Source organism: Pedobacter sp. ASV1-7 (genome assembly GCF_040203335.1).
Taxonomy (GTDB): domain Bacteria; phylum Bacteroidota; class Bacteroidia; order Sphingobacteriales; family Sphingobacteriaceae; genus Pedobacter.
This window is the reverse complement of the sequence record NZ_JBEHBV010000002.1, coordinates 465,571-491,648: the sequence shown is the minus strand read 5'-3', so window position 1 is coordinate 491,648 and position 26,078 is coordinate 465,571. Positions and strand designations below refer to the sequence as shown.

Here is a 26,078-nt window from a genome sequence, read left to right as displayed (position 1 = left end):
ATTTTGAAGGGACGTTTACACTTTTATAAATTCATATTTCTTTTAATCTTTACCGGGTTTACAGCTACGGCACAAGATTATTTTAGGGTCATTGGCGGTATTCCTCATCTTCCGTCGATAGACCCAACAGCTATTTTATCACCAATTCAAGGAATGCTCATCTATAGCAATACAGATAGGCAGCCAATGATTTATGGTGGGGCAGGTTGGGAAACATTATGTAGTAGTAACGTCAATTCATCAACTGTTAAAAATTATCTGGAAGTAAAAACAGGTATACCTTATCTATCTTCCTTAACCGATCAACCTACAGGGAATGTTCCTTCAGGAGGTATTTATTACTCGAAAACTGATAACACCATGATGGTGTATAATGGGAACGATTGGACATCAGTTGCTAAATTATATGGTAAAGGTAGCTTTACTATCCACAGTGATTTCTCGACCAATAATGGTCTGCGGATCTCGAGGCTGCCTGTATTAAGTGATAATCCAATTCCGCTGGGCTTATCTGCTGGCGCTATATACATCAATGCTGTTAGTAAATCTATACGATATTACGATGGAATCGGATGGCAGGATATTACTTGCTTACCTATCATAGCAACTATTCCTCCTCATAAAATAACCAATACTGCAGCACATAGTGGGGCTGACGTTAAGGATAATGGTGGTTCGACTGTAACTACTCAGGGGATATGCTGGGGCACGTCATCAAACCCAGACATTAGTTTAAGTACAAAGACTGAATATCCGGTTGTTGGACCGGACACAGGTATTTTTCCAAGTATTATCTCTGGCTTAAAAGCCAATACAGTTTATTATGTTCGTGCTTATGCCATAAATGATTCTGGTATTGTCTATGGTGATGAGTATACCTTTACCAGTGCCTTAGCCTCCGCACCAACCATCATTACTCTTGATATCAGTGATTTCACTCCTGTAAGTGCCAATAGTGGTGGTTTTATCAGCAGTGATGGCGGTGCCCCAATTACCGCAAGGGGGATAACCTGGAGCACCGTTGGCGACCCGGAGTTAGATCCTAACGCTGTAATTACTTCAGACGGTTCTGGAGTTGGAACTTTCCCGAGCAGGTTGACAGATCTTTTGAGAAATACAACCTATTATGTTCGTGCTTATGCGGTAAACGTAATGGGGAAGGCTTATGGAAATCTGATCATATTTACTACCCCAAGTGCAACCGCACCGGTAATGAGTTCGCCTAACATTAAGATTGTAGACATTACCGATGTATCAGCGGTCAGCGAAGTAACCATTATCAATAACGGTGGTGAGCCCGTTCTGGAACGAGGAATGAGTTGGAGTACAGATCGGATAAATGTAATACATGGTCCGTCGACACAAGTTAACCCCACCGATATTGGAACTTTTGTATGCAATATTACTGGTTTAAAACCCGGTACACTTTATTATGTAAAGGCTTATGCAAAAAACATTATTGGAACGAGTTATAGCAGTGAATCTAGTTTCATTACGACATCTTTACCTACATTAACCACAATAAAGCCTTATAACTATGATGCAGCGAGTCATCGTGATGGCTGGTTTGCTGGTTATAATGGGACGCTTGCTTTAAGTGGAGGAGACATTACCAGTAATGGGGTATCATTGATTACCAAAAAAGGGATTTGCTGGAGCACTTCTCCGAATCCGGATGTAAGTTTAAGCACTAAGACAGAAATAAAAGTTACAGGAAGCGGAACGGGAACTTTTCACAGTTACCTGACTTCCTTAACGCCGGGTACAACTTATTATGTTCGCGCCTATGCCATTAACAGTTTTGGTACTGCATATGGTGATGAAATGGTTTTTACAACACCACAGCTGCCAGATCTGATTACCAAACCGGGAAAAGATGTGAGTAGTACAAACATTACCAGTGGTGGAGATATTGTTGACAATGGACGAATGCCTATAAATACTCAGGGTATATGCTGGAATACGACAAACAATCCGGATATAACTGATCCGCATGTTAATGTTTCGGTTAATGGGACCAGCTTTGAGGCGATATTGAAAAATCTGATGGGTAGTACTACGTATTACATACGTGCATATGCAACCAATTATGTAGGGACAAATTATGGAAATGTTGTAGAAGTAACCACAGCGGCACCTGTAAAACCGAGCGTAATTACTGCCGCAGTTAATGGAACAGCAGGTACTAGTACTACTGGTGGTGGTGAAGTGACCAGTCATGGCGGTGCAGAGGTAACTGCAAGAGGGGTAGTATGGAGTTTAACGCCAGGTTTTACACCTGATTTAAACAGCCAGAATAAGTCGCAGGTAGCAGGTGGAACAGGGAATTTTACTAGTCCGATTACTGGTTTGTCACCCAACAAAACCTATTATGTTAGGGCGTATGCTATAAATAGCGTTGGTGTTGAATTTGGTGAAGAGGTTGTTTTTAAAACCTATACCATAGCTTCGTTAATCACAACTGCTGCTAGTCAGGTGAACAGTACCGGAGCTGTAAGTGGTGGTGATATATTTAGTGATGGTGGTGATAAAGTAACCAGTAGTGGCATTGTTTGGAGCACCTCAAAAAATCCAACTATTGCCTTAAATACTAAAACGCAGGGCGGAACAGGGATTGGATCGTTTATACATAACATTGGTGGACTATTAGGAAGCACCACTTATTATGTGCGTGCATATGCAACCAACAGGGCAGGGACTGCCTATGGGAATGAAGTGAGTTTTATTACTGGCCCACCTATAGCACCTAGTTTGAAAACTGTTGATGCTACAGATATTACCGGAAGTACTGCACTTAGTGGTGGAGTATTGTTAAGTAATGGTGGAGCTTTATTGTCGAAAATCGGAGTAGTATGGAGCAGGGTTTCTGGCTTTACTCCAGACCTTTCTTCTCCAAATAAAACAACACAAAGTGGACAAGGTAATTTTTCAAGTAACATTACTGGACTAACACCTGGTACGGTCTATTATGTGCGTGCTTATGCAGAGAATGCTGTAGGTTTGGTATTTGGACAAGAAGTAGTTTTTAAAACAGCAAGTCTGGCGGTACTAACTACGCTTAAACCTATTCCTGGTTCTATCACAAGTGTTTCTGCAACTAGTGGTGGTACCATCATCAGTAACGGAGGTTCTTATATCCGCAGTAATGGTATTTGCTGGAGTACAGCTGAAAATCCAACAACAGCAGATAAACATATGGTTGCAGGTTCTGGCTCAGGTAATTTTACTGCAAATGCAACTGATTTATTTGGTTCTACAACTTATTATATACGTGCTTTTGCTACCAATTTTGCAGGCACAGCATATGGTCAGCAAGAGCATTTTACAACTCCTCCGCCTGTACCCTCTACTGTCATTACCCTTAAAATAACAGATGTGACTGGTACTACGGCAAATAGTGGTGGGAATATTACCAGTAATGGTGGGGCATTAGTCAGTACCAGAGGATTGGTATGGAGTACCAATCAAGGCTTTGACCCGGCAACGGTGACCAATGAAAGAACTGCTGAAACGGGCTATGAAAAAGGTATTTTTTATAGTCAGATGAAAGGCTTAACCCCAGGTACGACTTACTATGTACGTGCTTATGCAGTGAGCATCGCTGGTACTTCATATGGTGAAGAATTGAGCTTTACTACGCCAAATATGGCAGTGGTAGTAACCAATTCACCAAACCTGGTTACCAATACCACTGTTGCAATTGGTGGTACGGTAACTGATTCCGGTGGATCTCCGGTAACCCGTAGAGGGGTAATATGGAGTACAGTTGAGAATTTTGATCCTACTTCTACATCATTGAAAAGAACAAATAACGGAAGTGGAATAGGTAGTTATAACAGTTTATTGGAAGATCTGATCCCTGATACAAAATATTATATAAGAGCTTATGCAATAACCATTGCAGGTACATCTTATGGTCAGCAGATAGGTATTACCACTTATCCACCAACTTTACCAGTACTAACCACAGTTGTTCCAAACAGAATTACAGGTGTGAGAGCCTATAGTGGTGGTGCCATTTCTGATGAGGGTGGGGTTACTGCCGAAACCAGAGGTGTTTACTGGAGTACAGTACCTCATTTTAAGATTACTGATCCGGGTATTCAAAAAACTACCCAGACAGGTGAGGGTAAAGGAACTTTTCCTAGTCAGCTGACAGGATTGACTGAGGGTACAACTTATTATGTACGTGCTTATGCCAGTAACCGTGTTGGTACAGCTTATGGAAATGAGTTGAGCTTTACCACACAGTCTTTGCCAATCTTAACTACCATTAATATTACGGCTAACAATGGAACCACTGCAATGAGTGGTGGGGTAATCAGCAGTGATGGAGATGCTCCGGTAACGACACAGGGAGTTGTATGGAGCACCAGTCCAAATCCTACTATTGGATTGGCTACCAAAACCAGTGATATTGGTTCCGGAATATTTACAAGTAAGCTATCAGGCTTGTTACCCATAACCACATATTATGTACGTGCTTATGCAACAAATGCGATTGGTACAGCTTATGGTAATGAGATTAGCTTTACCACAACGCCAATTGTACCTACTTTAACCAGTAGTGATGCGGTCATTACCTCGAATACTACAGCAAGTGCAGGCGGTACGATTACGAAAGATGGTGGCGCTGCAATTACAGAACGTGGTATCGTGTTTAGTCCGAAAGCAAACTTTGATCCCGCTAAGGACGCTGTTTTCAGGACTTCAGATGGACAGGGAATGGGAACTTTTATTTCAGAACTGTATGGCTTAGAGAAAAGCAGAACTTATTATTATCGTGCTTATGCAGTAAACAGTGCAGGTACAGCTTATGGTAACCAATTAACGATAGCCATTTTTGCTACTTCGCCGATATTGATTACCAATAAGGTGACGGATATTGCAGGGACTACTGCTACAAGCGGTGGCGAAATTACCAATGATGGAGGCGCACTGGTTACCAAACGTGGTATTTGCTGGAGTACCGATCAGAATCCTACAATTAACCTGAGCACTAAAACAAGTGACCTGGATTTAGGAGAAGGTAAATTTGTGAGTCGCATGACAGGGTTGCTGCCTAATACCCAATATTATGTACGGGCTTATGCCATTAATGGTATTGGTGTGGCCTATGGTTTGGAAGAGTCTTTCATTACCCTGGCTTTGCCTACTTTGACAGCCACAGATCCTGTAATTAATATCAGGGCTACCACCGCTACAAGTGGTGGTGAAATTACTGATGACGGTCGTACACCAATTACTAACCGTGGTATTGTTTGGAGTACTTACAGTAATCCGACTATTGCTTTGAGTACTAAAACGACTGATTACGTAACGCAAGGCATTGGTAGTTTTACAGCTAGTATGAACAAACTGACGCCTAATACTACTTATTACGTTCGTGCTTATGCAACGAATAGTGTCGGAACAAATTACGGTAGTGAAACCTTCTTTAAATCAAATGTGGTGATGTTACCTACTTTAACCACTTCTCCTGTTACCGATATAGAAGGCTATTCTGCAAAAGCAGGTGGTGATGTGACAGATGATGGAGGGATGCCGGTAGTAACAAGAGGTGTGGTGTGGAGCCTTAACTCTAATCCAACAATAGATTTACCTACCAAGATTGTGAATGGAACAGCAGGTAATGGCATATTTGAAAATGTGTTTGCAGGATTAATCCCTGGAACAACTTATTATGTTCGTGCTTTTGCAACCAATAGTGTAGGTACAGCTTATGGAAATGAGGTAAGTTTTGTGACTTCGGCCGTGGTGCCAGGCCTGAGTAACGTTTTACTAAGTAATGCTACTTTGAAAACTGTAGATGCAAAAGCGAATGTAGTGTTTGATGGTGGTTCTGCTATTACGGATTTTGGTTTTGCCTGGAATACTTTAGATTTTATTCCTTTGGCACCTGATCAGCATTTATCTACAGGTAACACCGGAACTGATATTTTAGGGACTATTCCAGATCTCCTTCCTGCTACTAAATATTTTGTTTGGGCATATGCATCCAATGCTATTGGTTCAGGTTATAGTCTGAAATCAGTGAGTTTAACTACTCCTGATGTTCCAACTGTAATTACCACTAAAGCCAGTGGAATCACTGCTACCGGAGCCAATGCAGGAGGTAATGTAACCAATAATGGAGGTGTGGTGGTGACTGCAAGAGGGGTAATCTGGAGTACGACTAAAGACTTAGGTATTGACACTTCTGCGAAGACAGTAAATGGCACTGGAAACGGTGGTTTTACCAGTGCAATTACTGATCTTGTTAAAGGAACAACTTATTATTTCAGAGCTTATGCTACCAATGCTATGGGTACTGGTTATGGTCTTATTGATAGCTTAAGAACTATTGATATTCCTGTATTGACTACTTCTCCTGTAGCCAATATTTTAAGTACCTCGGCTATTGGAGGTGGTGAAATTACCAGCGATGGTGGGGGGGGGGTAACTGCAAGAGGAGTGGTGTGGGATACAGCAGAAGAGCCAACTATTGATTTAACTTCTAAAACAGCTAACGGTTCGGGTAAAGGAATATTTTCTAGCAATTTATCTCCTTTGTCTGTGGCCACTAAATATTATGTTCGTGCATATGCTACCAATACAGCAGGTACAGCTTATGGTCAGCAGGAAACTTTTACCTCTATGGCTGTGTTGCCTACTGTGGTATTTACGAAGCTAGGTGATATGACACTAAATAGTGTTACAGCTTTGGCAGAAGTCACGGATGACGGTGGAGCTGAAGTCACTTCAAGAGGTTTTGTATGGAGCTTTAAAACGAACCCTACCTTAGCCGATAGTACCATAGCAAGTGGTGCCGGAATAGGTGATTTTACGGGCCTTGCTGCTGATCTGGAAGATGGGCCAACTTATTATATGCGTGCTTATGCGACCAATAGTGCAGGTACAGCTTATAGTAAGGAAATGCAAAGCTTTAAAATTTGTAACCCTGTTAGTGTAATTCATACTGCTGGTTTGGCTGGTGCTCCGGTTGATAAAACAGTTACTTATCAGGCGGTCAGCTTATCAATGGCTGGTGCACCTAAATGCTGGATTACCAGCAACCTTGGAGCTAGTCAGGAAGCAACTTCATTAAATGATGCCAGTGAATATGCATCGGGTTGGTATTGGCAGTTTAATAGGCTGCAAGGTTATAAACATGATGGGACAACTCGTACACCAAATCTGGATTATGTACCTTGGATTACCTCTATTGGCGAAAACTCTGGTTGGTCGGCTGCAACAGACCCTTGTGTACAGTTATTAGGTGGCGGATGGCATGTGCCTACAGCTGTAGAATGGACGGCTGCTGCTGCTACTCCGCAAAACTGGACCAGTGCTGCTGATGGTTATGCCTCTGTATTGAAACTTCATGCAGCGGGTAACCTCGCTAAAGTTGATGGCAATTTAGTTGGTAGAGGTGTTGATCATAATTATTGGAGTAGCGATTACCGTGCGAATACTGGTATATCGAATTTCTTTAGCAATGGCCATCTGGTAAGTACTACTGATAGGGCGATTGCAATGCCAATTCGTTGTATTCGTGATGGTGTATTGAAAAGTATCCCTTCTGTAAGTAATGTGAGCTTCCCTGTTTCGGAAATGACAGAAGAAACGGCTACCGGGTCGGCTACAGTAACCAAAGATGGTGGTGCAAAAGTAACTGTCCGAGGCTTTGTATGGAATACAACAGGTACGCCTACTACTGCTCATAATGTTATTCCTCTGGGAACAGGAACTGGTATCATGCAAGGTTTGTTAGCTGATCTGGAAGAGGGAGATACTTACTTTGTTCGTGCTTTCGCTACCAATAGCGAAGGTACTGCTTATAGTCCGCTTACCACCAGCTTTAAAATTTGTAACCCGGTTACAGTAATTCATAAAGGTGGTTTAAAAGGGGCTGCTGTTGATAAAACGGTTACGTATAAAACCATTAGTAGTAGTGTTACTGGTGCAGCAGCTTGCTGGCTGGCTCAGAATTTAGGTGCAGGCCATATGCCAGATGCAGTAAATGATAACACGGAAGAGTCTGCTGGTTGGTATTGGCAATTCAACCGCTTGCAAGGTTACAAACATGATGGCGTTGAGCGCACACCAAACCTGGACTATGTGCCATGGATTACATCTATTGGTGAGAACTCACCTTGGGCAGCGGCAGTTGATCCTTGTGTGCAGTTACTAGGTGGAGGTTGGAGAATACCAACTTCTACGGAATGGCGTGCGGTAGTTGCTCCACCTCAAAACTGGAAGAATGTGAACGATGCTTTTGCTTCTGAACTTAACCTGCATGCAGCTGGTACCTTGAGTAAACTGAAAGGTGATTTAACAGATCGTGGAACAGCCTTTAACTATTGGGGTAGCGATTATACACCTAACACGGGAGTGTCCGCCTCACTTAATAATGGCTTTACAGTAAGTACTATGGACAGGGCAATTGCGATGCCGATCAGGTGTATCCGTGACGCAGTGACGAAGAGCATTCCTTCTGTTAGTGAAGTTCTTTTCCCTGTGTCGGGTATGACTGAAGATTCTGCTACTGGTACGGCAACAGTAACTAATAATGGTGGTGCTAAAGTAACGGAACGTGGTTTTGTTTGGAATACGACTGGTGCACCAACTACTGCTCATCATGTGATTAAACTAGGGACAGGTACCGGTATCATGGAAGGAATGATGGCCAATCTGGAAGAAGGACCAACTTATTATGTTAGAGCTTATGCAACAAATAGTATAGGTACTGCCTATAGTTTGGTGACTACCAGCTTTAAAATTTGTAACCCGGTAACAATTATTCATAAAGCAGGAATGAATGGTGCTGCTGTCGATAAAACTGTGACTTACCAAACGGTAAGCAGTAGTGTTAGTGGTACGGCTAAATGCTGGATTACACAAAACCTGGGTGCATCTGCAACAGCTGATGCATTGAACGATAATTCTGAAGCCAATGCTGGCTGGTATTGGCAGTTTAACCGCTTACAAGGTTATAAACATGATGGTACAGTTCGTACACCGGATATTGCTTACATCCCGTGGATTACATCCATTACCGAGAACTCACCTTGGGCAGCGGCAGTTGACCCATGTGTACAGTTATTGGGTGGTGGCTGGAGGATTCCAACATCTACGGAATGGCGTGCTGTTGTTGCTCCTCCTCAAAACTGGAAGAGTATGGCAGACGCTTATGATTCTGAACTTAAATTACATGCGGCAGGTCATCTGACTAAAGCTAATGGTTCCTTAAATGGAAGAGGGACAATATTTAATTATTGGAGTAGTGATTATACAGCTAATACTGGCAATTCGACTTCATTGAACAATGGATTTACCGTTAGTACGATGGATAGGGCGATTGCTATGCCGATCAGATGTTTACGTGATGCAGTTACGCAAAGTATTCCATCTGTAACCACAGCTACTATTCCAGTTTCAGAAATGACGAAGGACTCAGCTAAGACTTTTGCTACTGTAACGAATGATGGCGGCGCTAAAGTAACGGCAAGAGGTTTTGTTTGGAATACTACTGGTCTGCCTACCGTTGCTGACAATGTGGTTGCTGATGGTATTGGTACTGGCAATATATCTGGGGTAATTGCAAATCTGATTGAAGGCCCTACTTATTACGTACGCGCTTTTGCTACTAACAGTCAAGGGACAGCTTATAGTCCGATTGTGAGTAGCTTTAAAATTTGTAACCCAGTAACAATTATTCACAAGGCTGGTATGAATGGAGCTGCTGTCGACAAAACAGTAGTTTACCAAACAGTAAGTAGTAATGTGAGTGGTACCGCTAAATGTTGGATTACCCAAAATCTGGGTGCTGACAGAGGAGCCAATGCTATGGATGATGTGAGCGAAACTGCTGCGGGCTGGTATTGGCAATTTAATCGATTACAGGCCTATCAGCATGATGGTACTAACCGTACACCTGATATTGCTTATATCCCATGGGTGACTTCGATTACTGAGAACTCGCCATGGGCTGCAGCTGTTGATCCCTGCGTGCAGTTATTAGGCGGAGGATGGAGAATACCAACGTCTACCGAATGGAGAGCTGTAGTTGATCCGCCACAGAACTGGAAGAGCATTGCTGATGCTTTTAATTCTGAACTTAAATTACATGCTGCTGGTAACCTGACTAAAGCTAATGGTTCATTAAACGGACGTGGAACTGCATTTAATTATTGGGGTAGTGATTACACAGCTAATACCGGCAATTCTACTTCATTAAATAATGGCTTTACAATTAGTCTAATGGATAGGGCAATTGCTATGCCGATCAGATGTTTGCGAGATAACGTTACACAACGCATTCCATCAGTAACTGATGTGAATGTGCCTGTTGCAGAAATGACTCATCATTCTGCCAAAGGTTTTGCTACTGTAACGAATGATGGTGGTGCTAAAGTAACGACCAGAGGTTTTGTGTGGAATACTACTGGGACACCTACTATTGCAGACAATCTAATTGCGGATGGTAATGGCACTGGTGATATTTCAGGATTAGTTGTAAGTTTGATTGAAGGACCAACTTACTATGTTCGCGCTTTTGCTACAAACAGTTTAGGAACGGCTTATAGTCCGACGGTAAGTAGCTTTAAAATTTGTAATCCGGTTACGGTAATTCACAGAGCTGGTATGAATGGTGCCGCGGTTGATAAAACTGTTACCTATCAAACGGTGAGCAGTAATGTGAGCGGTGCTGCAAGATGTTGGATTACTCAGAATCTGGGAGCCGATAGGGGAGCTGATGCTGCTGATGATACCAGCGATGCTGCGGCAGGTTGGTACTGGCAGTTTAACCGGCTACAGGCTTATCAGCATGATGGTACCGATCGTACACCTAATGTGGCTTACACTCCTTGGGTAACCTCGCTAAGTGGTAATGGCGGCTGGGATGCGGCATTAGATCCTTGTATTCAGTTGCTTGGAGGCGGATGGCGTATTCCAACGCCAACAGAATGGTCTGCGGCGGCTGCGCCACCGCAAAATTGGAAGAGCATTGTGGATGGTTTTAAATCGGAACTTAAACTGCATGCTGCTGGTAACCTGGCTAAGGCCGATGGTTCATTAAATGGCAGAGGTACTGTGAGTAATTTCTGGAGCAATCTTTACATAGCCAATGGCATTACTGCACATGCCTTTAATGGTATGGCTTCATATACTGCTGACAGAGCAATTGCCATGTCTATTAGATGCTTACGTGATGCGGTTACCAAAAGTATTCCTTCAGTTACGAATGCTGATATGCGTACAGCTCATATGACCAGTAACTCTGCCAAAGGTTTTGCTACTGTAACGAATGATGGTGGGGCACCGGTTACAGCAAGAGGTTTTGTTTGGGGTACTTCGGGTATTCCAACAACTGCTAATAACGTACTTAATGATGCTACAGGAACTGGCGATATATCTGCTGTAATTGCTGGACTTACTGAGGGGCCTACTTATTACGTCCGTGCTTTTGCAACTAACAGTGTGGGCACAGCGTATAGCCCGGTGGTTAGCAGCTTTAAAATATGTAACCCATTTACAGTAACGCATGTTGCTGGTGTAAATGGCGCTGCGGTTGATAAAACGGTTACTTATCAAACCATAAGCAGTAATGTAAGTGGTGCGGCTAAATGCTGGATTACCCAAAACCTGGGTTCGGATAGGATAGCTAGTACTGCGGATGATGCTACTGAGGCTTCTGCGGGTTGGTACTGGCAGTTTAATCGTTTGCAAGGATATAAACATGATGGATTAAGTCGTAGCCCGGCCATTACCTGGGTGACATCACTAAGTGGAAATGCAGGTTGGGCTGCTGCTTTAGATCCTTGTACTCAGTTGTTGGGTGGGGGATGGAGAATCCCATCGCAAACAGAATGGGCTGCTGCTGCTGCACCACCTCAATTCTGGAGAAATTTTGGAGATCCTTTTAGATCGGAATTGAAATTACATGCTGCAGGATACCTGGCAAAAGAAGATGGTATGCCTAAAGAAAGAGGTACGGCACTGACTTTCTGGGCTAACCTTTACATCGCCAATGGCGGTAATGCGCACTCTTTTAATGGAACTGCTGCAACTACTTCCAATAGAGCAATTGCAATGCCTGTTAGATGTATTAAAGATTAAAAAGGAGTGTTAGGAACCTGGGGTGATTTTAAAATATTGAGAATTGAATAGAATAATAAATATAAAGATGATAGGAAAAAGATTAATGCAAACGATACTGTCAGCTGCTTTTGTTGGTTTGTTGGGGTTAAATGCGAATGGGCAGAGTAAAGACATCAGCTTAAAAATACATTTGTCTGGTGTAGCTAAGAGCAAGATTACATTACTTTCTTTAACAGGAGCTTCGATAAAAACAATTGCCGAAAATCCATCTGTTAATAATGGGGAGGCAGCTGTGTTGAATATTCCAAAAGAACAATTGCCTGGTGAGTTTGTATTGCGTTTTGATTATCAGGAAAAGGAAAGCAGTAATCCTTATCCTGCCGAAAAACGCATCATTGTCAATATGCAGAACCTGGAACTTTGGGCACGGCCTAAAGCTTTATATCATCCAGATAGCACCTATTTTCAAAAAGGGGAAATTGAGAATAATGTGAGTGCAGCTTTTGTTGGCGACAACCTAAAAAGACGAGAACAGCTTGGGTTGTTGCAGAATTTTTTAATGGGATACGACCAGCCGGAATCGAAGTTTTTTTTAGCTGGAACGGAAGAATATGAACGTAGACGTTTGGCGTATAACAAATGGATTAATACTCAAACTATACTACATAAAAAGACTTTTGTGGGTAGCACTTTTGTTTTTCAGCACATAGGTCCAAATATTTGGAAAGGCACGGAAAAAGACAGGATGAATAGTGTTATTGAAAATTACTTTGATGGTATGGATTTTAAAAATCCGATAATCATTAAAACTACTGAAATGAAAGACTGGATGAATAAGTATGTAAATATTTATGGAGCTATGTCGACCACCATTGAACTACGTGATTCATTATTTACGCTTGCAGGCAAAAGGGCGATTGAGAAAGCTCGTTTGGGAGATCCATTAGTCTATGGTTGGATGGTTGATTATTTCTATACCGGTTTTGAAAGCTTTAACATGGCTGCAGGGATTAAAATGCTAGAACCTTATCTGAATGACCCACGCTGTTTAACAAGCCGGAGGAAAGCGATTGAGGTAAGGTTAAAAGGCTTGGAAAGCTTAGTCATTGGCTCAATCGCACCTGATTTTGACTGGAAACTAGCTTCAGGTGCTACAGTAAAATTTCAGCAGTTTAAAACTGAAGCGAAATACAAACTGGTGCTGTTTTGGTCGGCCGACTGTCAGCATTGTAAGGAATTGGTTGACAAGTTGCACCCATGGTATCAGTCTGCCTCCATAAGGGAAACGATGGATGTTTTTGCCATTAGCCTTGATGAAACAGAAACGGAAATCCCTGCCTGGGAAAAAGCAAAAATTACACTCACTGCTTTTAAACATAAACGTGCAGCTGAGGGGATCAGAAGTCCTGAAGCTGTGGCTTATTTTGTGTTGTCTACTCCAATGATGGTGTTGGTAGAAACAAGTACCAACAAGATTGTAGCATTACCAGATACGGTTGAACAGCTGGAAGCTGCAATCAAATAATGGGCAATAGATTAACGGAGATTAAGAAATTAAAATATTAGAAAATGAAAAAACAAATTACATCTGTATTTATTGGCTTTTTACTTTCTGTGAATGCTGATGTTCAGGCTCAGTTAAAGGTAGGATCAGAAGGTGTTTTTGTTCTGGAAGGTACGGTATTTCATACCGAGGGTTTAACCATGGTGCCATACAGCGATTGGAGAATGAATAACTTTAGTCTTACTAAACATAATAATACGGTGATCTGGCCGAAGTATAACAGCATTCAACGTATGTACAGATTCAGTAGGCCTGCTACTTTTCAAGGTGAATTGGCAATTAACTATGAGAATCTTGAATTGAACGGTAATGAGGCGAAAAATCTATTATTAGCTTATTCCAAAACGACGAGCAATAACTTTAAAGACTTTTTACTGGTTAAGGAAAGCGTAGTGAATGACGAAGAGCGGTCAATTGGACAGCTTTTTACAAATAACATTATGCTGTCTGATTTAACCGCAGTTAGTTCAGATATCCCTGGAATTGCTCCATATACAGATCTGATTGCAAATAATATGATTACACCTAATGGTGACGGTGTGAACGACACCTGGATTGTTAAAAACATTCACTTATATCCAAATAATGAATTGAAGATCTACGATAGGGAAGGTAGATTGGTTTATGAAACTTTTGGCTACAATAATACCTGGGGTGGCTTGTTTAATGGTAATCCACTACCTGAAGATACTTATTACTATGTGTTGTTTTTAGATTCTGGCAAAGGTAAAAAGACTGGATTTATTTCTATTGTAAGGGAATAATAGAAAGAAGGATTTGTTGAATAGAATGAAGGAAATTTTGATTATGAAGAATATAAGAAATAGGAGGTTGTTTGTTGCTGCAGGATTGTTACTGAATTTAACTGTTGCACTTTCCGTTTCTGGACAAATAAGACCGTTAGGAACACAGTATTACGAAAATCAGTACATCAGTAATCCGGCTTTTGCGGGAATGAATAATGGTTTAAATATTAATCTAGCTTATCGCAACCAATGGAGGACCGTTGAGGGGGCTCCGGTTACTATGGCTTTTAGTGGAGATTATCGCTTTGAAAAGGTTGGGGTAGGACTTACCGTATACAATGATAAGGCCGGTATAATTGGTCGTACGCGAGTAATGGGAAGTTATGCCTATCATTTGCCTTTGAATGGTGAAAATAAGCATTTACACTTTGGTCTTTCATTAGGGATGATGAAAGAGAGTCTGAATAATGAAAAGATTATTGCAGCTCCAGATGATATTTTAGCGCAGCGTTTTAACCAGCGTGGTGCTTTTATTGATGGTGATTTTGGTATTGCTTATACCAATGAAAGATTTACAATTCAGGGTGCTTTACCAAATTTGTCCAAGTTTTTGCAAAAGGATGAATTGAATATGGTTGATGGGGCAACTTATTTTGCAGCAATGTCTTATAAGATAGGCACTAGTTTGGATGTTGTATCTATTGAGCCTAAAATTAGTTTTAGAGGGGCAAAAGACATTGAAGGTATTTGGGATCTGGGAACAAACCTGAAGCTGGAAAACAATGTCCTATCTTTCATGGGAATGTTTCGCAGTGATAAAAGTTCGGTTTTCGGGGTTGGTGTAAATTATGATAAGTACTTTATCCAGTGTTTTTATACCAATCAGTTGGCTGGTGATCGAATGAGGACTGGTGGGGACTTTGAGATCAACTTAAAGATTAACCTTTTTAAAAAGGAATAACAGTTTTGTAAACATTGATTGTCAAGCGGGGATTTTGAAGCAAAGAATAGGAGTAAGTAGGAAAGAAAATCTAATAAATGAAAAAAGAGTGACCAATAGTCACTCTTTTTTCATTCTTGTGTTTTATAGATTAAAACAATGTAAACTCAACTCTACGGTTTTTCTGACGACCTTCAGCAGTTTTGTTAGATGCTATAGGTTGGTTTGGTCCGTAACCAGTTGCTTCGATACGTGAAGCGTTTGCTCCTTGAGATACTAGATAAGCTTTGATTGCTTCAGCTCTTTCTTTCGATAAACGTAAGTTTAAAGCCATTGAACCAGTGTTGTCTGTATGACCAGCTAATTTCAAGCTAAAGTTTTTAGCGATCAATAGTTCAGCAACTTTGTTTAATGTAGCATAAGAAGTAGAACGGATTGTCGATTTACCTAAATCAAACTCTAAGTTTTTGATGGCTTCATCAACAACTTTACGGTCAGCTTCAGTTACAACAACTTTAGTTTCTTTAATGATTTCACGTTGAACTTTGATTGGGCAACCTGAACCATCTACAACTGTACCAGTTGGAGTACCTGGACATTTGTCGAATTTGTTAGCAACACCATCATTATCGTCATCACCCATATCTTTCGCATATTGAGCTCTGTCTCTTTCAGCATTTTGCTCAGCAGTAGATAATGCTCTTCTTAACTCATCAGACTCTTCTTTAGATTGCTTACGCAGATTAGCTAAAGCGCTGTAGTTTTGTAATTGAGGTTTCTCTTTGCTTCCCAATGCAAATTCTAAACCTACGTGACCGTAAGAGAATCTGTCATTTTTTGAACCTGATACAAATCCATCAAACTTATCAGATTTTACAAAGTTTACATCATAACCGAAGTCTAAGTTAATACCTTTAGACAAGCCTAACTTGAAACCTACTCCAACAGGAATAAATACTCTCTCTTTGTAACCTTCATTAGCAGCAGCTGGAACATTAGTAGTAGTTGCACCAGCAACACCATAACCAACACCCGCTTTAGCGTAAGGGATTAACACAGCATTTTCCTGATTGATGCTGATGTTTGCAATGTTGTAAACAGCTGTTAATGATCCAGACCATTCAATTTTAGTTTCGTAGCTAGAACCACCAATGTATGAGCCTGCGCCATCATTAGCTCTAAGACCTTCCATTTTACCTCTAAGGAAATCAACTTGTAAACCTAAAGATGGTAAAAGTTGTTTTTTAATGTAAGCACCGTAACCAATAGATTTACCTTCGTTAGCCGATTGGAAATCACGTTCTTTTCCATTGAATATTGTGTTCTGACTTAATATCCCACCGTGAATACCAACAGACCAGGTACGGAATGGTTGTTCTGAGAATCTACCTGCTGACTGACTTTGAGCGAAGACTGAAGATGATAACCCCACCAGGGATAGCACTAGAGCTGTTTTTGTAATTTTAGACGTCATATTTATAATTATTAAATGTTTCTGTTCTTTTTAATTTTTTAACGAACAATTATCTACTCTACTTGTAATAACCTTGCCAAAGCTATTTTTCTTAGTTATTAATTTTTAAATAATTGATGTTCAGTTTATTAGTTTGATTGTTGTATTGCTTTATAAAATGATAAGCATAGTTAACGAATCAAAAAATGTGTATAGTATTTACTACAAAATAATAAAGGATGAGACTTAGAGTTCATAACTTTCATTCCTTTTCGGTAAAATTACCTGATAGCTTTCTCGTCTTAACGCTTCTGATAAATTATTCATACTATCTATTTCCCCATGAACCAGGAATACTTTTTTTAAAGTATTTGGATCTTGTTGTTTAACTGTATTTACAAGATCGTTATGATCACCATGACCACTTAGTAGGTCCGTTTGCTTAATGGTAGCATAAACCATAAGGTCTCGGTTTCTTAATTTGATAATAGGATCGCCTCTTAAAAGTCTGTCTCCCAATGTGCCTTTAGCACAATAACCAATAAACAATATGGTACAATAATAATTTTGTATGTTGTAATAAAGATGATCTTGTATACGACCTCCTTCAAGCATTCCTGCAGAAGATATGATGATGCAAGGCTCATGATAATTACTTACAGACATACTTTCCCGTTTATCATTAACATAGGAAAGCTCTTTAAAATCATAATGAAGTTTTTGATTTTTATAAAATTCCTGAGCTTCAGGATTAAGGTAGTCTTCATACTTCTGATAGATTTCTGTAGCTGCACCTGCTAACGGACTATCAATAAAAACCTTTACAAAAGGTAACTTCTTTTCATTGAATATTTTGTTTAAAGTATAAGCAAGAGACTGTGTTCTTCCAATGCTAAAGGCCGGAATGATTAAGCGGCCGGGATATTTGATACAGGTTTCGGTGATTGTTTCAATCAGTTTTTGTTCTAATGTAGCTCCTGTGCTGTGTAATCTGCCTCCATATGTTGATTCTGATACCAGATAATCTACCTGAGGTAATGGTTGAGGATCTATGAGTAATGGATAGTTTTTTCTACCGATATCTCCTGTGAAAGCTATCTTTTTTATCTCTTCCTTTTCCTTTACGGTTAAAACTACAGCTGCTGCACCTAATAAATGTCCGACAGGGATAAAGTTTAAAGATATATTTTCATTTATTGGGAATTCCTTATTAAAGTTAATGGTCACAAAGCGATCAACCGTTTCAGTTACATGCTTATATAGATATAGAGGGGCTGGTCCTGATTTAAATCTTCTGGAGCGGGAGCGTTTATTCTGTTTGCTTAAAAATACATTTACAGAATCTAAAAGTAGTACTTCAGTAAGTTCTGCAGTGGGGGGTGTACAAAGTATCTGTCCATGAAAGCCCATTCTTACTAAAGTGGGTAAATTACCAGAGTGATCTATATGAGCGTGGGTTAATATGACTACATCAATACTGGCAGGATCAAATATGAAATGTAAGTTTTCATTTTGAAAAGTACCCTTTTCATAATCAAGACCGCAATCAATTAAGATGTTATAGTCGTTTATCTGTAACAGATGCATGCTTCCGGTTACTTGTTCCGCCGCACCTAAAATTGTCAATTTCATTTTTTACTATCCTTGAGTAGGGCAATTTATCATTTTTTAACAGGTATGTATGCTGTTCATTTTATTTATCTTCATTGAGCCAATTTATCCAGTTGTTAACAAGGTAATTGTAATTTAACAGATCGGTATGGATAGTAGATACTTTTTTCCAGTTTAACAATTCATCTATAAATAATGGTGGACTGAGCTCTGCTTTTATACTTGCCAGAGTATAAAATTCTTGTTTATCTGGATGGTCAGGAGCACAGGCATTGAAAGTATGTCCATAGTTTTCGTTTTCAAGAATAGCAATGCTCAAACCAATACAGTCATCTAAATGAATGAGATTAATAGGTGCTTTACCATTAGGGATATTCGTTTTTCCAGCGAAGAATCTACCCGGGTGACGTTGAGGACCAACCAGACCAGCGAAGCGGATGATGGTACTGGTAAAGGCTTTTTGAGCATTGAGTAATTTTTCTGTTTGAAGCATCACTTTTCCTGATGCGGTTTCGGGTTTTGGAATACTTAACTCTGTTACCACCTCATTTGTATCTCCATAAACAGCCGTTGAGCTGATGAACAGGACTTGCTTAATCTGGTTCTTAATTGCAGCATTTACAATCTGTTCTATTTTAAAATAAAAATCAGATTGCTCCGATGTACTTCTTTTTGGCGGGATACAAATAAATAGGAAGTCAGTTTTAAAAAAATTAGCATCATAGTGAGCATTGTCTTTTTTAAAGTCGACTAAGAATGGTTGAATTTTATGACTGGAAAGAAGATTAAGCTTTTCTAAAGTTGTGCTTGAACCTTTTACATTATATCCTTTTTGTACAAGGTTTTTTGCCAATGCTAACCCAAACCATCCACACCCCAGAATACTTATTGTCTTTTTATTGATTGGTATAGGATTACTCATTTAATGGATTTATTGGTCTCTACTGTACTTTATTTAATTTGCAGAGACGATTTTTTGATGAAAATAGCCAAATGGACCTTAAAATCAAAACTACAAAACAGAATGTTAAGGATATCGCTAGTTTTAGGTAAAGATCATCATAGGTAGAATATCAATTATAAACCTTTGGCACTATTTCTGTAACATAACCGTTATGTTCTATGGTTAGTTTAAAAATATAAGATTATGAAAAAGTTTTTTTTTGTTGTAATATCTGGGATAATATTATCAGCTTGTTCAAATAATGCTAAGCAAGAGGCGCTTATAAAACAACAAGCTATAGCTGCAATAAAAGATAGTTTAAAACTAGATAGTTTTAAAAAAGCTGAAGTAGTGGCTAAAGAAAAAGAGAAAGAGGAGAAGCGTTTAGCTCAAGTTAAGGAAGAGCAACGTATACTTTTATTATCAGAAAAAAATGAAGCTGCAGCCAGATCTGCAAGTAATAATGAAGCTCCTGCTCCCGCTAAGAAAAAAGGATGGAGCCAGGCTGCAAAGGGTGCTGTTATTGGTGCTGGCGCAGGTGCTTTAGGTGGAGTTATAGTTGATAAAAAAGATGGGAGAGGTGCAGCAATTGGTGGCGTTATAGGTGCTGGTGCCGGTTACTTAATCGGAAGAGATCAAGACCGAAAATCGGGTAGGGTACAGCCCAAAAATTAGGTCGGAGTTATTTTACAATCAGACTTATTATCGTTTTTATTTCTTGTCTTGTTAAAGATAACAGGCTGTTAATTTCATGTTCATTATAGCTTAAAATTGAACCTGTTTTCTTTGCTATCTTTGCTAATGCAGGTAGGCCGGAAACTATTGAAGTGTCATACATTTTATGACCCAATTCCTGAATTTTGCTCAAATCTTTATTTGTGGCATACTCTTTAAACTCTTTGGAAAAGTTCATTAATTCTGTTCTGAGTAAAGAAAGTACTTTTGTCAATACACTTGCATCATCTCCAACGTACTCTTTAAGCAACTCAATATTAAAATGGTAAGTTGGGTCTTCATATGAATTTGATAAATCACCTGGAAGATCTTCTTTTTGATCTTTCAGCCATCGTTTCAATGACAATGCAATTGTATGTGCAACCACTGGTTTTGAAATGAAATCATCCATTCCAGCAGCAAAGCATTTTTCTTTTTCACCTTTAACATTTCCCGCAGTTAGTGCTATAATAGGAATATGCATATTCTGTTTAACAGCTCTAATTTTTTTAGTAGCTTCATAGCCATTCATTTCTGGCATTTGGATATCCATTAAAATGATGTCAATTTTAGTGGTCTTATAAAGTTCAAAGGCTTCAAGTCCATTTTTAGCTTCAAATATAGTGGCATTGGGTGCAATTCTTCTAACAATTGTTTTTGCCAGTAACATGTTGACAGCGTTATCTTCTGCAATTAAAACCTGGATATGATCATCCATACGTTCAGGTTCCTGAAGTATCGAACTACTTGTCTCAGGTTTTTTTGAAATAACCTTGAACAAAGAGTTGTACATGTCCTTTAATTTTATTGGCTTTAACAATCTGTTCTTAACATTGAGTGCTTCACATGCTTTTATGATTGATTCGTCGGAAGAACTATGTAATAAAACAATAGGTTGCTCATTGTTAGTGTCTTTTTGAATTTCTCTTATGCGCTTTATGGTTTCGAGTCCATCAAGGTTTGGCATGTGATAATCCATCAAAATAACATCGTATTTTTCTCCATTTGAGATCAATTTGATCGCGTCTTGTCCATTATTAGCTTCACATGATTGAATATCTTTCAAAGAAAGCATTTTATTAATAATAAGTCTGTTGTTTGTGTTATCATCAACAACGAGAACTCTTTTAATTGAATCTAAATTCTGTACTTCAATAGATTCCCCAACTTCTGATTGAAGGACAATTTCGAAATAAAAGGTACTCCCTTTTCCCAGTGTACTTTCTACCTGTAACCTGCTGTTCATTAAGCCTAGCAGTTTATTGGAAATAGTAAGTCCTAGGCCTGTACCGCCGTATTTTTTAGTAGTTGATGCATCTTCCTGTGAAAAAGCATCAAATATTTTTAGTTTTTTATCTGGATTAATGCCAATTCCTGTATCTCTAACAGAAATCCTATATTTTATTTCACTTAATTGTGGATCTGTTAATGCTTCTACCTTTAGCTCTATCTCTCCTTTTTCAGTAAACTTTACAGCGTTACCTAATAAGTTAATAAGAATTTGTTTGAGGCGCAGTTCATCAGCCCAAATGTATTTTGGTAAATCAGATGAGATATTGAGCAACATTTCCAAACCTTTACTTTGTACTTGATATTTAATTACATCTGCAGATTCTTCTGCCAGTTCATAAAGGTTAAATTTTGACCGACTCATTTCTAGTTTTCCGGCTTCAATTTTAGAAAAATCTAAAATATCATTAATGGTATTTAATAAAGCATTTCCAGATTGAGTAACTATGGAGAGGTATTGCTGTTGCGTCTCGTTTAAATGAGTTTTTAATAACAAATCTGTAAATCCAATAATACCATTAAGAGGAGTACGTATTTCGTGGCTCATATTTGCCAGAAACTCCGATTTTGCTTTGTTAGCCAACTCTGCATCTTCTTTCGCAGCAATTAGATTGGCTTCCATATTTTTTATTTTGGTAATATCCTGAACTGTTCCTCTGATATTAATACATCTGCCATCAGCAAAATAAGGAATACCTATTGACCTAATCCATATGTTATTACCCTTTCCAGTTGTAAGTTGTAACTCAAGGTCCCAATTGGTTCCATTTAGTACAGCGTTGTTTAAAGCATTAAAACGACTATCCCTACTTTTTCCCGATTTATAAAACAACAGTTCGTTTTCCGGATTGGGCTCAAAATCTGTATCGACTTCAAATATTTCTCTTGCAACAGCAGACCATACGAGCTTCTGTGCAGATAAATCTAAATCCCAGTTTCCAAGTCTTGCAATGGTGTTGGCTAGTTCAAGCTTTTTGTTTTGCTTTTTCAGCTCTTTAGTAAGCTTATACCTTTCTGTTATATCTATTGAATTAACTAGTACATATGGCTTATTTGTATGAGCAACTTCAATTACACTGTCAAATGCCAAAATAACATGTTCACCTTTTAAGTGGTTAATGATCATTAAACCATTTGATTTACCAGTGGTTTTTAATTCGTTTAGGTAATTGTCAACAGCAGGACGATGCTCTTTAGGTACAAAGTCAAATAACTTCATGCCTAGCATTTCATTTTTAGTATAACCTAATCGCTGGGGACAATTGTTGTTAAGGAAAATGAAATTGCCAGACAGATCATGTGTAAACATAAACCCCGGACTATTTTCCAGTTGTGATTTTAATTTATTTTCATTGTTTAAAATCTTATGCTGAACATTTCTTTCTTTAGTTATATCCCTGCTTATTGCGAGTACCTTAAGTGTTTGGGGCTCTGTAGTAGCATTCCATTGCAATGTTTTATATTCTCCTTTTTTGGTTTTAAAACGATTGCTGAAATTTATAGTGCTTTTACCTGTATTTAATTTTTTGAATTCATCATTTGTAGGTTGTAAATCGTAGGGATGAAGGAAGCTAAAAAATGATTTATTTAGCAAATCATCTTCAGCCCAACCTAATATGCTGGTAAATGCAGGATTTACTCTATGTAATACTCCATTTATATCCATTTCACAAATGAGGTCACTGGATAGCTTGTATAGTCTTAAAAAGTGACTTAATTCTTTTTTACTTTTAGCCTGTTCTACCAATGAAATGATTTCGGATGCTAAAAGCTCTATAATTCTTTTTTGTTTTGATGTGAGCTCTTTTCTGGGATTAGTGTCAAAAACAGACAATGTTCCAATAACAACTCCATCTGCATCTGTTAAGCGTATACCTGCGTAATATTTAATTTTAAGATATTGCTGGACAGGGTTTGGTTTAGATTGTTCATTAATAGATAGGTTCAATATTTCTAATAAGTGTGAACCTTTTATTGTTTGTCTATAAAGATCATTCTCTATTGCTATTTCCTCTGGAGTGAAAAGTTTGTTTGATCGATACCACTTTTTATCCTGATCAATTAAAGTAACAAAAGCAATGTTCGTATCACAGGTTGATGAAGCTAGTTCTGTAATACGTTCGAGTTGGGCTTCGAATATGGCGTCAAATGTCTTTGAATTGTTTAACACTTTTAATCGTTCTTTTTCATTTTCGGGAAGCGGCGTATATTTCATAAGAAAATGGTAGTCAAGTGTATCTACTTAACGACAAGGTAAAAATAGTTATTTATACATTATGAGCCTAAGTAAAAGCTATAAAAAATCAATAATGGCTCTAACGTAGCGTTAAGCAAGTATTTTAAAGTTTTATTACTAGATTCGGCGGCCTAATTTGGCTATTTATGCAAGAGTTTAAATGAGTAACTGTTGATAAAAATCCCCGATACGGGGAATTTTTAAAGAAGTGTGGAAGTTTTTTTTGGGGATTTTGATTGTTAAACTAGCATTAATAGTTAGTATTTTAGGCCGTAACTGACTTCTTTTACAGTGATTTAATGAGAATGTTCAATATTGATAAGTATAAAATGCGGTAATGGCCTGATTTTTTCAATTAGTTTGATGAAAAAGTAATAAAAATGAAAATCTCAACCCTATTGATTCTTCTCATTTTGTCTTTTTGCAGTTGCAAAAAGGAATCATTAACAAACGATTTATCGAATGTTGTCCTTAACAATAAAGGAGTTTTACGTGTCGAATGCAACGATTGTCAAATCAGTTATTCCGTTCAAAACAAAGATTTTAATGTATCTGTAAAAGATGGAAGTAAAGATATCCCTTTTTTCTATGTGACAGATTTTAACCTGAAAACGCAACTTAAGTCGCTGGAAAATCAGGGAATCAGACTAATGATTATTGATTCGTATGGGCGGGTAGTGTCTAATGAGTTGAACTCTTGTTTACAGGGGGAAGTAAGGGAAGGATCTTTCAGGATTAAAACTAAATGATTTTTAAAATATATTTTTAGACAACGGCATTTATGCAGTTGTAATGGGAATGTTATGTGAAAAATACTGATAAACTATTTGAAATTTGTTCGGAAAGAATGGGAAATAAACTTTGATTAGTAATCAGATAAAGAAAAATTCTTTTAATAAAGAAGTAGTTGAGAAATTATTTGTTTAAGTTTGAATTAAATCTATCTTAAAACAATATTTAAACGCTTAATACCATGGAGAGTAAGGAAGGTAGGAAAAAAGAAATATTAATTGTTGACGATGAGCCGAGTATACTTAAGTTATTGAATTTTATTTTATCCGCTGAATATACATTGATTATTAAGACGAGCGGTATTGAAGCTATTGCCTGGCTGGAAGAGGGAAATGATCCTGATTTGATTATTTCTGATTTGATGATGCCTTATTTTGACGGTAGCTCTATGATCAGGAATCTTAAAATAAGTGGTTTTTATCGAAATACGCCTGTTATTATGCTATCTGGTGCAGAGGACCTTGAAGAGAAAGTAAAAGAGATGCCTTTTAAAATAGATCGTTTTATTGAGAAGCCATTTAATCCTAATACTTTGAAATCTCATATTACAGAACTTCTTGCATGATGATTACAACTACTATTAATCGCCCCGATGTAAATGCAAAAATTGTGTATTTCGGCAAATTGTTGAAAAGTGCAGTTTTTGAAGATTATGGCAATAGTTTTAATATAGAACATTTGGATAATCCGGATGAATTTAAGAATTATTTGGATAGCCGGTCGTTGTTAAGCCTGCCTGATATTATTCTAATAGAAGTAGATGACAATAAAGACTGTTTTGAGCAGATCAGTTATATTAAAAATAATCCCTTACTTCATGGGTTAATTATTGTTTTATTAGGTATTAAGGAAGATAGAGAATGGAGGAGTAGGGCTCTTAAACTAAAAGTCAATGATTATTATACATATCCTTTTCCTATTGAAGACTTTTATGAACGCCTTAATTTTCTAATAAAGTTTAAATTGATTAAACCAAAGTTACTCGAGCTTGCAAAACAGATGGATGTGGAGTATCAGACTCCCTTAACAAAGAGGGTATTTGATGTAGTGGCGTCTGGTTGTGCATTACTTTGTTTAATGCCACTATTTATTATAGTAGCTATTTTAATCAGATTAGAATCTAAAGGGGCAGTTATCTATAAGAGTAAAAGGGTTGGTGCCGGCTATAAGATTTTTGATTTCTTTAAGTTCAGATCGATGAAGAGTGGAGCTGATCAGATGATTGGATCTATTGCCGACCTTAATCAGTATTCTAATGAATCAAATAGTAAGAATGGTAAAGCAGCATTTGTTAAATTTAAAAATGATCCTAGAATAACCAAGCTCGGAGCTTTTTTAAGGAGGACAAGTATTGATGAATTGCCACAACTGATTAATGTCTTTATAGGAGATATGTCTTTAGTTGGTAACAGACCTTTGCCTTTGTATGAAGCAGAACAGTTGACTACTAATGAATGGTCAACCAGGTTTCTGGGGCCAGCAGGTTTGACTGGTTTATGGCAAATTAGTAAAAGAGGAAAAGCAGATATGTCTGAAACAGAAAGAAAAGAGCTTGACAATTATTATGCAGCTAATTACTCTATTTTATTAGATATGAAAATTATTTTAAAAACAATCCCGGCACTCATACAAAAAGAAAGCGTTTAGTTGCCTTACCCAGAATAAAAAATGTTATTGAAATATACATCGAATTGAAAAATTAACC

General features: G+C 38.4%; 12 protein-coding genes. 8 read left to right on the top strand and 4 right to left on the bottom strand.

The genetic code is table 11. The annotated features are described in order from the left end of the window. The first annotated feature begins 3 nt into the window (after nt 1–3). The 4 genes from ABDJ41_RS07020 to ABDJ41_RS07005 all read left to right on the top strand — a co-directional run bounded on the left by ABDJ41_RS07020 (nt 4) and on the right by ABDJ41_RS07005 (nt 15,355). The gene (locus ABDJ41_RS07020) at nt 4–12,102 is read left to right on the top strand and encodes a hypothetical protein (RefSeq protein ID WP_349785162.1); all 12,099 of its coding nucleotides are present in this window, start codon (nt 4–6) and stop codon (nt 12,100–12,102) included. Nucleotides 12,103–12,187: 85 nt separating this feature from the next. Continuing rightward, complete coding sequence (locus ABDJ41_RS07015; RefSeq protein ID WP_349785161.1) at nt 12,188–13,609, top strand: TlpA family protein disulfide reductase; 1,422 nt, start codon at nt 12,188–12,190, stop codon at nt 13,607–13,609. A 44-nt stretch (nt 13,610–13,653) separates the two neighbouring features. After that, nucleotides 13,654–14,412, top strand: coding sequence for a T9SS type B sorting domain-containing protein (locus tag ABDJ41_RS07010; protein ID WP_349785160.1), 759 nt, complete (start codon nt 13,654–13,656; stop codon nt 14,410–14,412). Between the two features lie 43 nt (nt 14,413–14,455). Continuing rightward, nucleotides 14,456–15,355 (top strand): PorP/SprF family type IX secretion system membrane protein, encoded by a 900-nt coding sequence (locus ABDJ41_RS07005; RefSeq protein WP_349785158.1) that lies wholly within the window; start codon nt 14,456–14,458, stop codon nt 15,353–15,355. Nucleotides 15,356–15,485: 130 nt separating this feature from the next. Here the strand turns inward: ABDJ41_RS07005 and ABDJ41_RS07000 are convergent, their stop codons facing one another. The 3 genes from ABDJ41_RS07000 to ABDJ41_RS06990 form a co-directional block, all read right to left on the bottom strand. After that, nucleotides 15,486–16,808 carry an OmpA family protein gene (locus ABDJ41_RS07000; protein ID WP_349785157.1) on the bottom strand — a complete coding sequence of 441 codons (1,323 nt, stop codon included), beginning with the start codon at nt 16,806–16,808 and terminating at the stop codon, nt 15,486–15,488. A gap of 225 nt (nt 16,809–17,033) precedes the next feature. Then, nucleotides 17,034–18,419, bottom strand: a complete 1,386-nt coding sequence (locus ABDJ41_RS06995) for an MBL fold metallo-hydrolase (RefSeq protein ID WP_349785156.1) — start codon at nt 18,417–18,419, stop codon at nt 17,034–17,036. 61 nt (nt 18,420–18,480) lie between these two features. Next, nucleotides 18,481–19,320: an SDR family oxidoreductase gene (locus ABDJ41_RS06990; RefSeq protein ID WP_349785155.1), complete on the bottom strand. Its 840-nt coding sequence runs from the start codon at nt 19,318–19,320 to the stop codon at nt 18,481–18,483. 225 nt (nt 19,321–19,545) lie between these two features. Between ABDJ41_RS06990 and ABDJ41_RS06985 the strand changes: the two genes are divergently transcribed. Next, nucleotides 19,546–20,016 (top strand): YMGG-like glycine zipper-containing protein, encoded by a 471-nt coding sequence (locus tag ABDJ41_RS06985; protein WP_349785154.1) that lies wholly within the window; start codon nt 19,546–19,548, stop codon nt 20,014–20,016. 7 nt (nt 20,017–20,023) lie between these two features. Here ABDJ41_RS06985 and ABDJ41_RS06980 read toward each other — a convergent pair whose 3' ends face one another. Then, nucleotides 20,024–23,560 (bottom strand): response regulator, encoded by a 3,537-nt coding sequence (locus ABDJ41_RS06980; protein WP_349785152.1) that lies wholly within the window; start codon nt 23,558–23,560, stop codon nt 20,024–20,026. A gap of 401 nt (nt 23,561–23,961) precedes the next feature. Here ABDJ41_RS06980 and ABDJ41_RS06975 point away from each other — a divergent pair, with 401 nt between their 5' ends. The 3 genes from ABDJ41_RS06975 (at nt 23,962) to ABDJ41_RS06965 (ending at nt 26,020) form a co-directional block, all read left to right on the top strand. Then, on the top strand, nt 23,962–24,330 hold the full coding sequence (locus tag ABDJ41_RS06975) for a hypothetical protein (protein ID WP_349785151.1): 369 nt from the start codon (nt 23,962–23,964) through the stop codon (nt 24,328–24,330). 224 nt (nt 24,331–24,554) lie between these two features. Continuing rightward, nucleotides 24,555–24,938, top strand: coding sequence for a response regulator (locus ABDJ41_RS06970; RefSeq protein WP_349785150.1), 384 nt, complete (start codon nt 24,555–24,557; stop codon nt 24,936–24,938). Further along, nucleotides 24,935–26,020: a sugar transferase gene (locus tag ABDJ41_RS06965; RefSeq protein WP_349785149.1), complete on the top strand. Its 1,086-nt coding sequence runs from the start codon at nt 24,935–24,937 to the stop codon at nt 26,018–26,020. Before ABDJ41_RS06970 ends, ABDJ41_RS06965 begins: the two co-directional genes overlap by 4 nt. Nucleotides 26,021–26,078 lie beyond the last annotated feature (58 nt).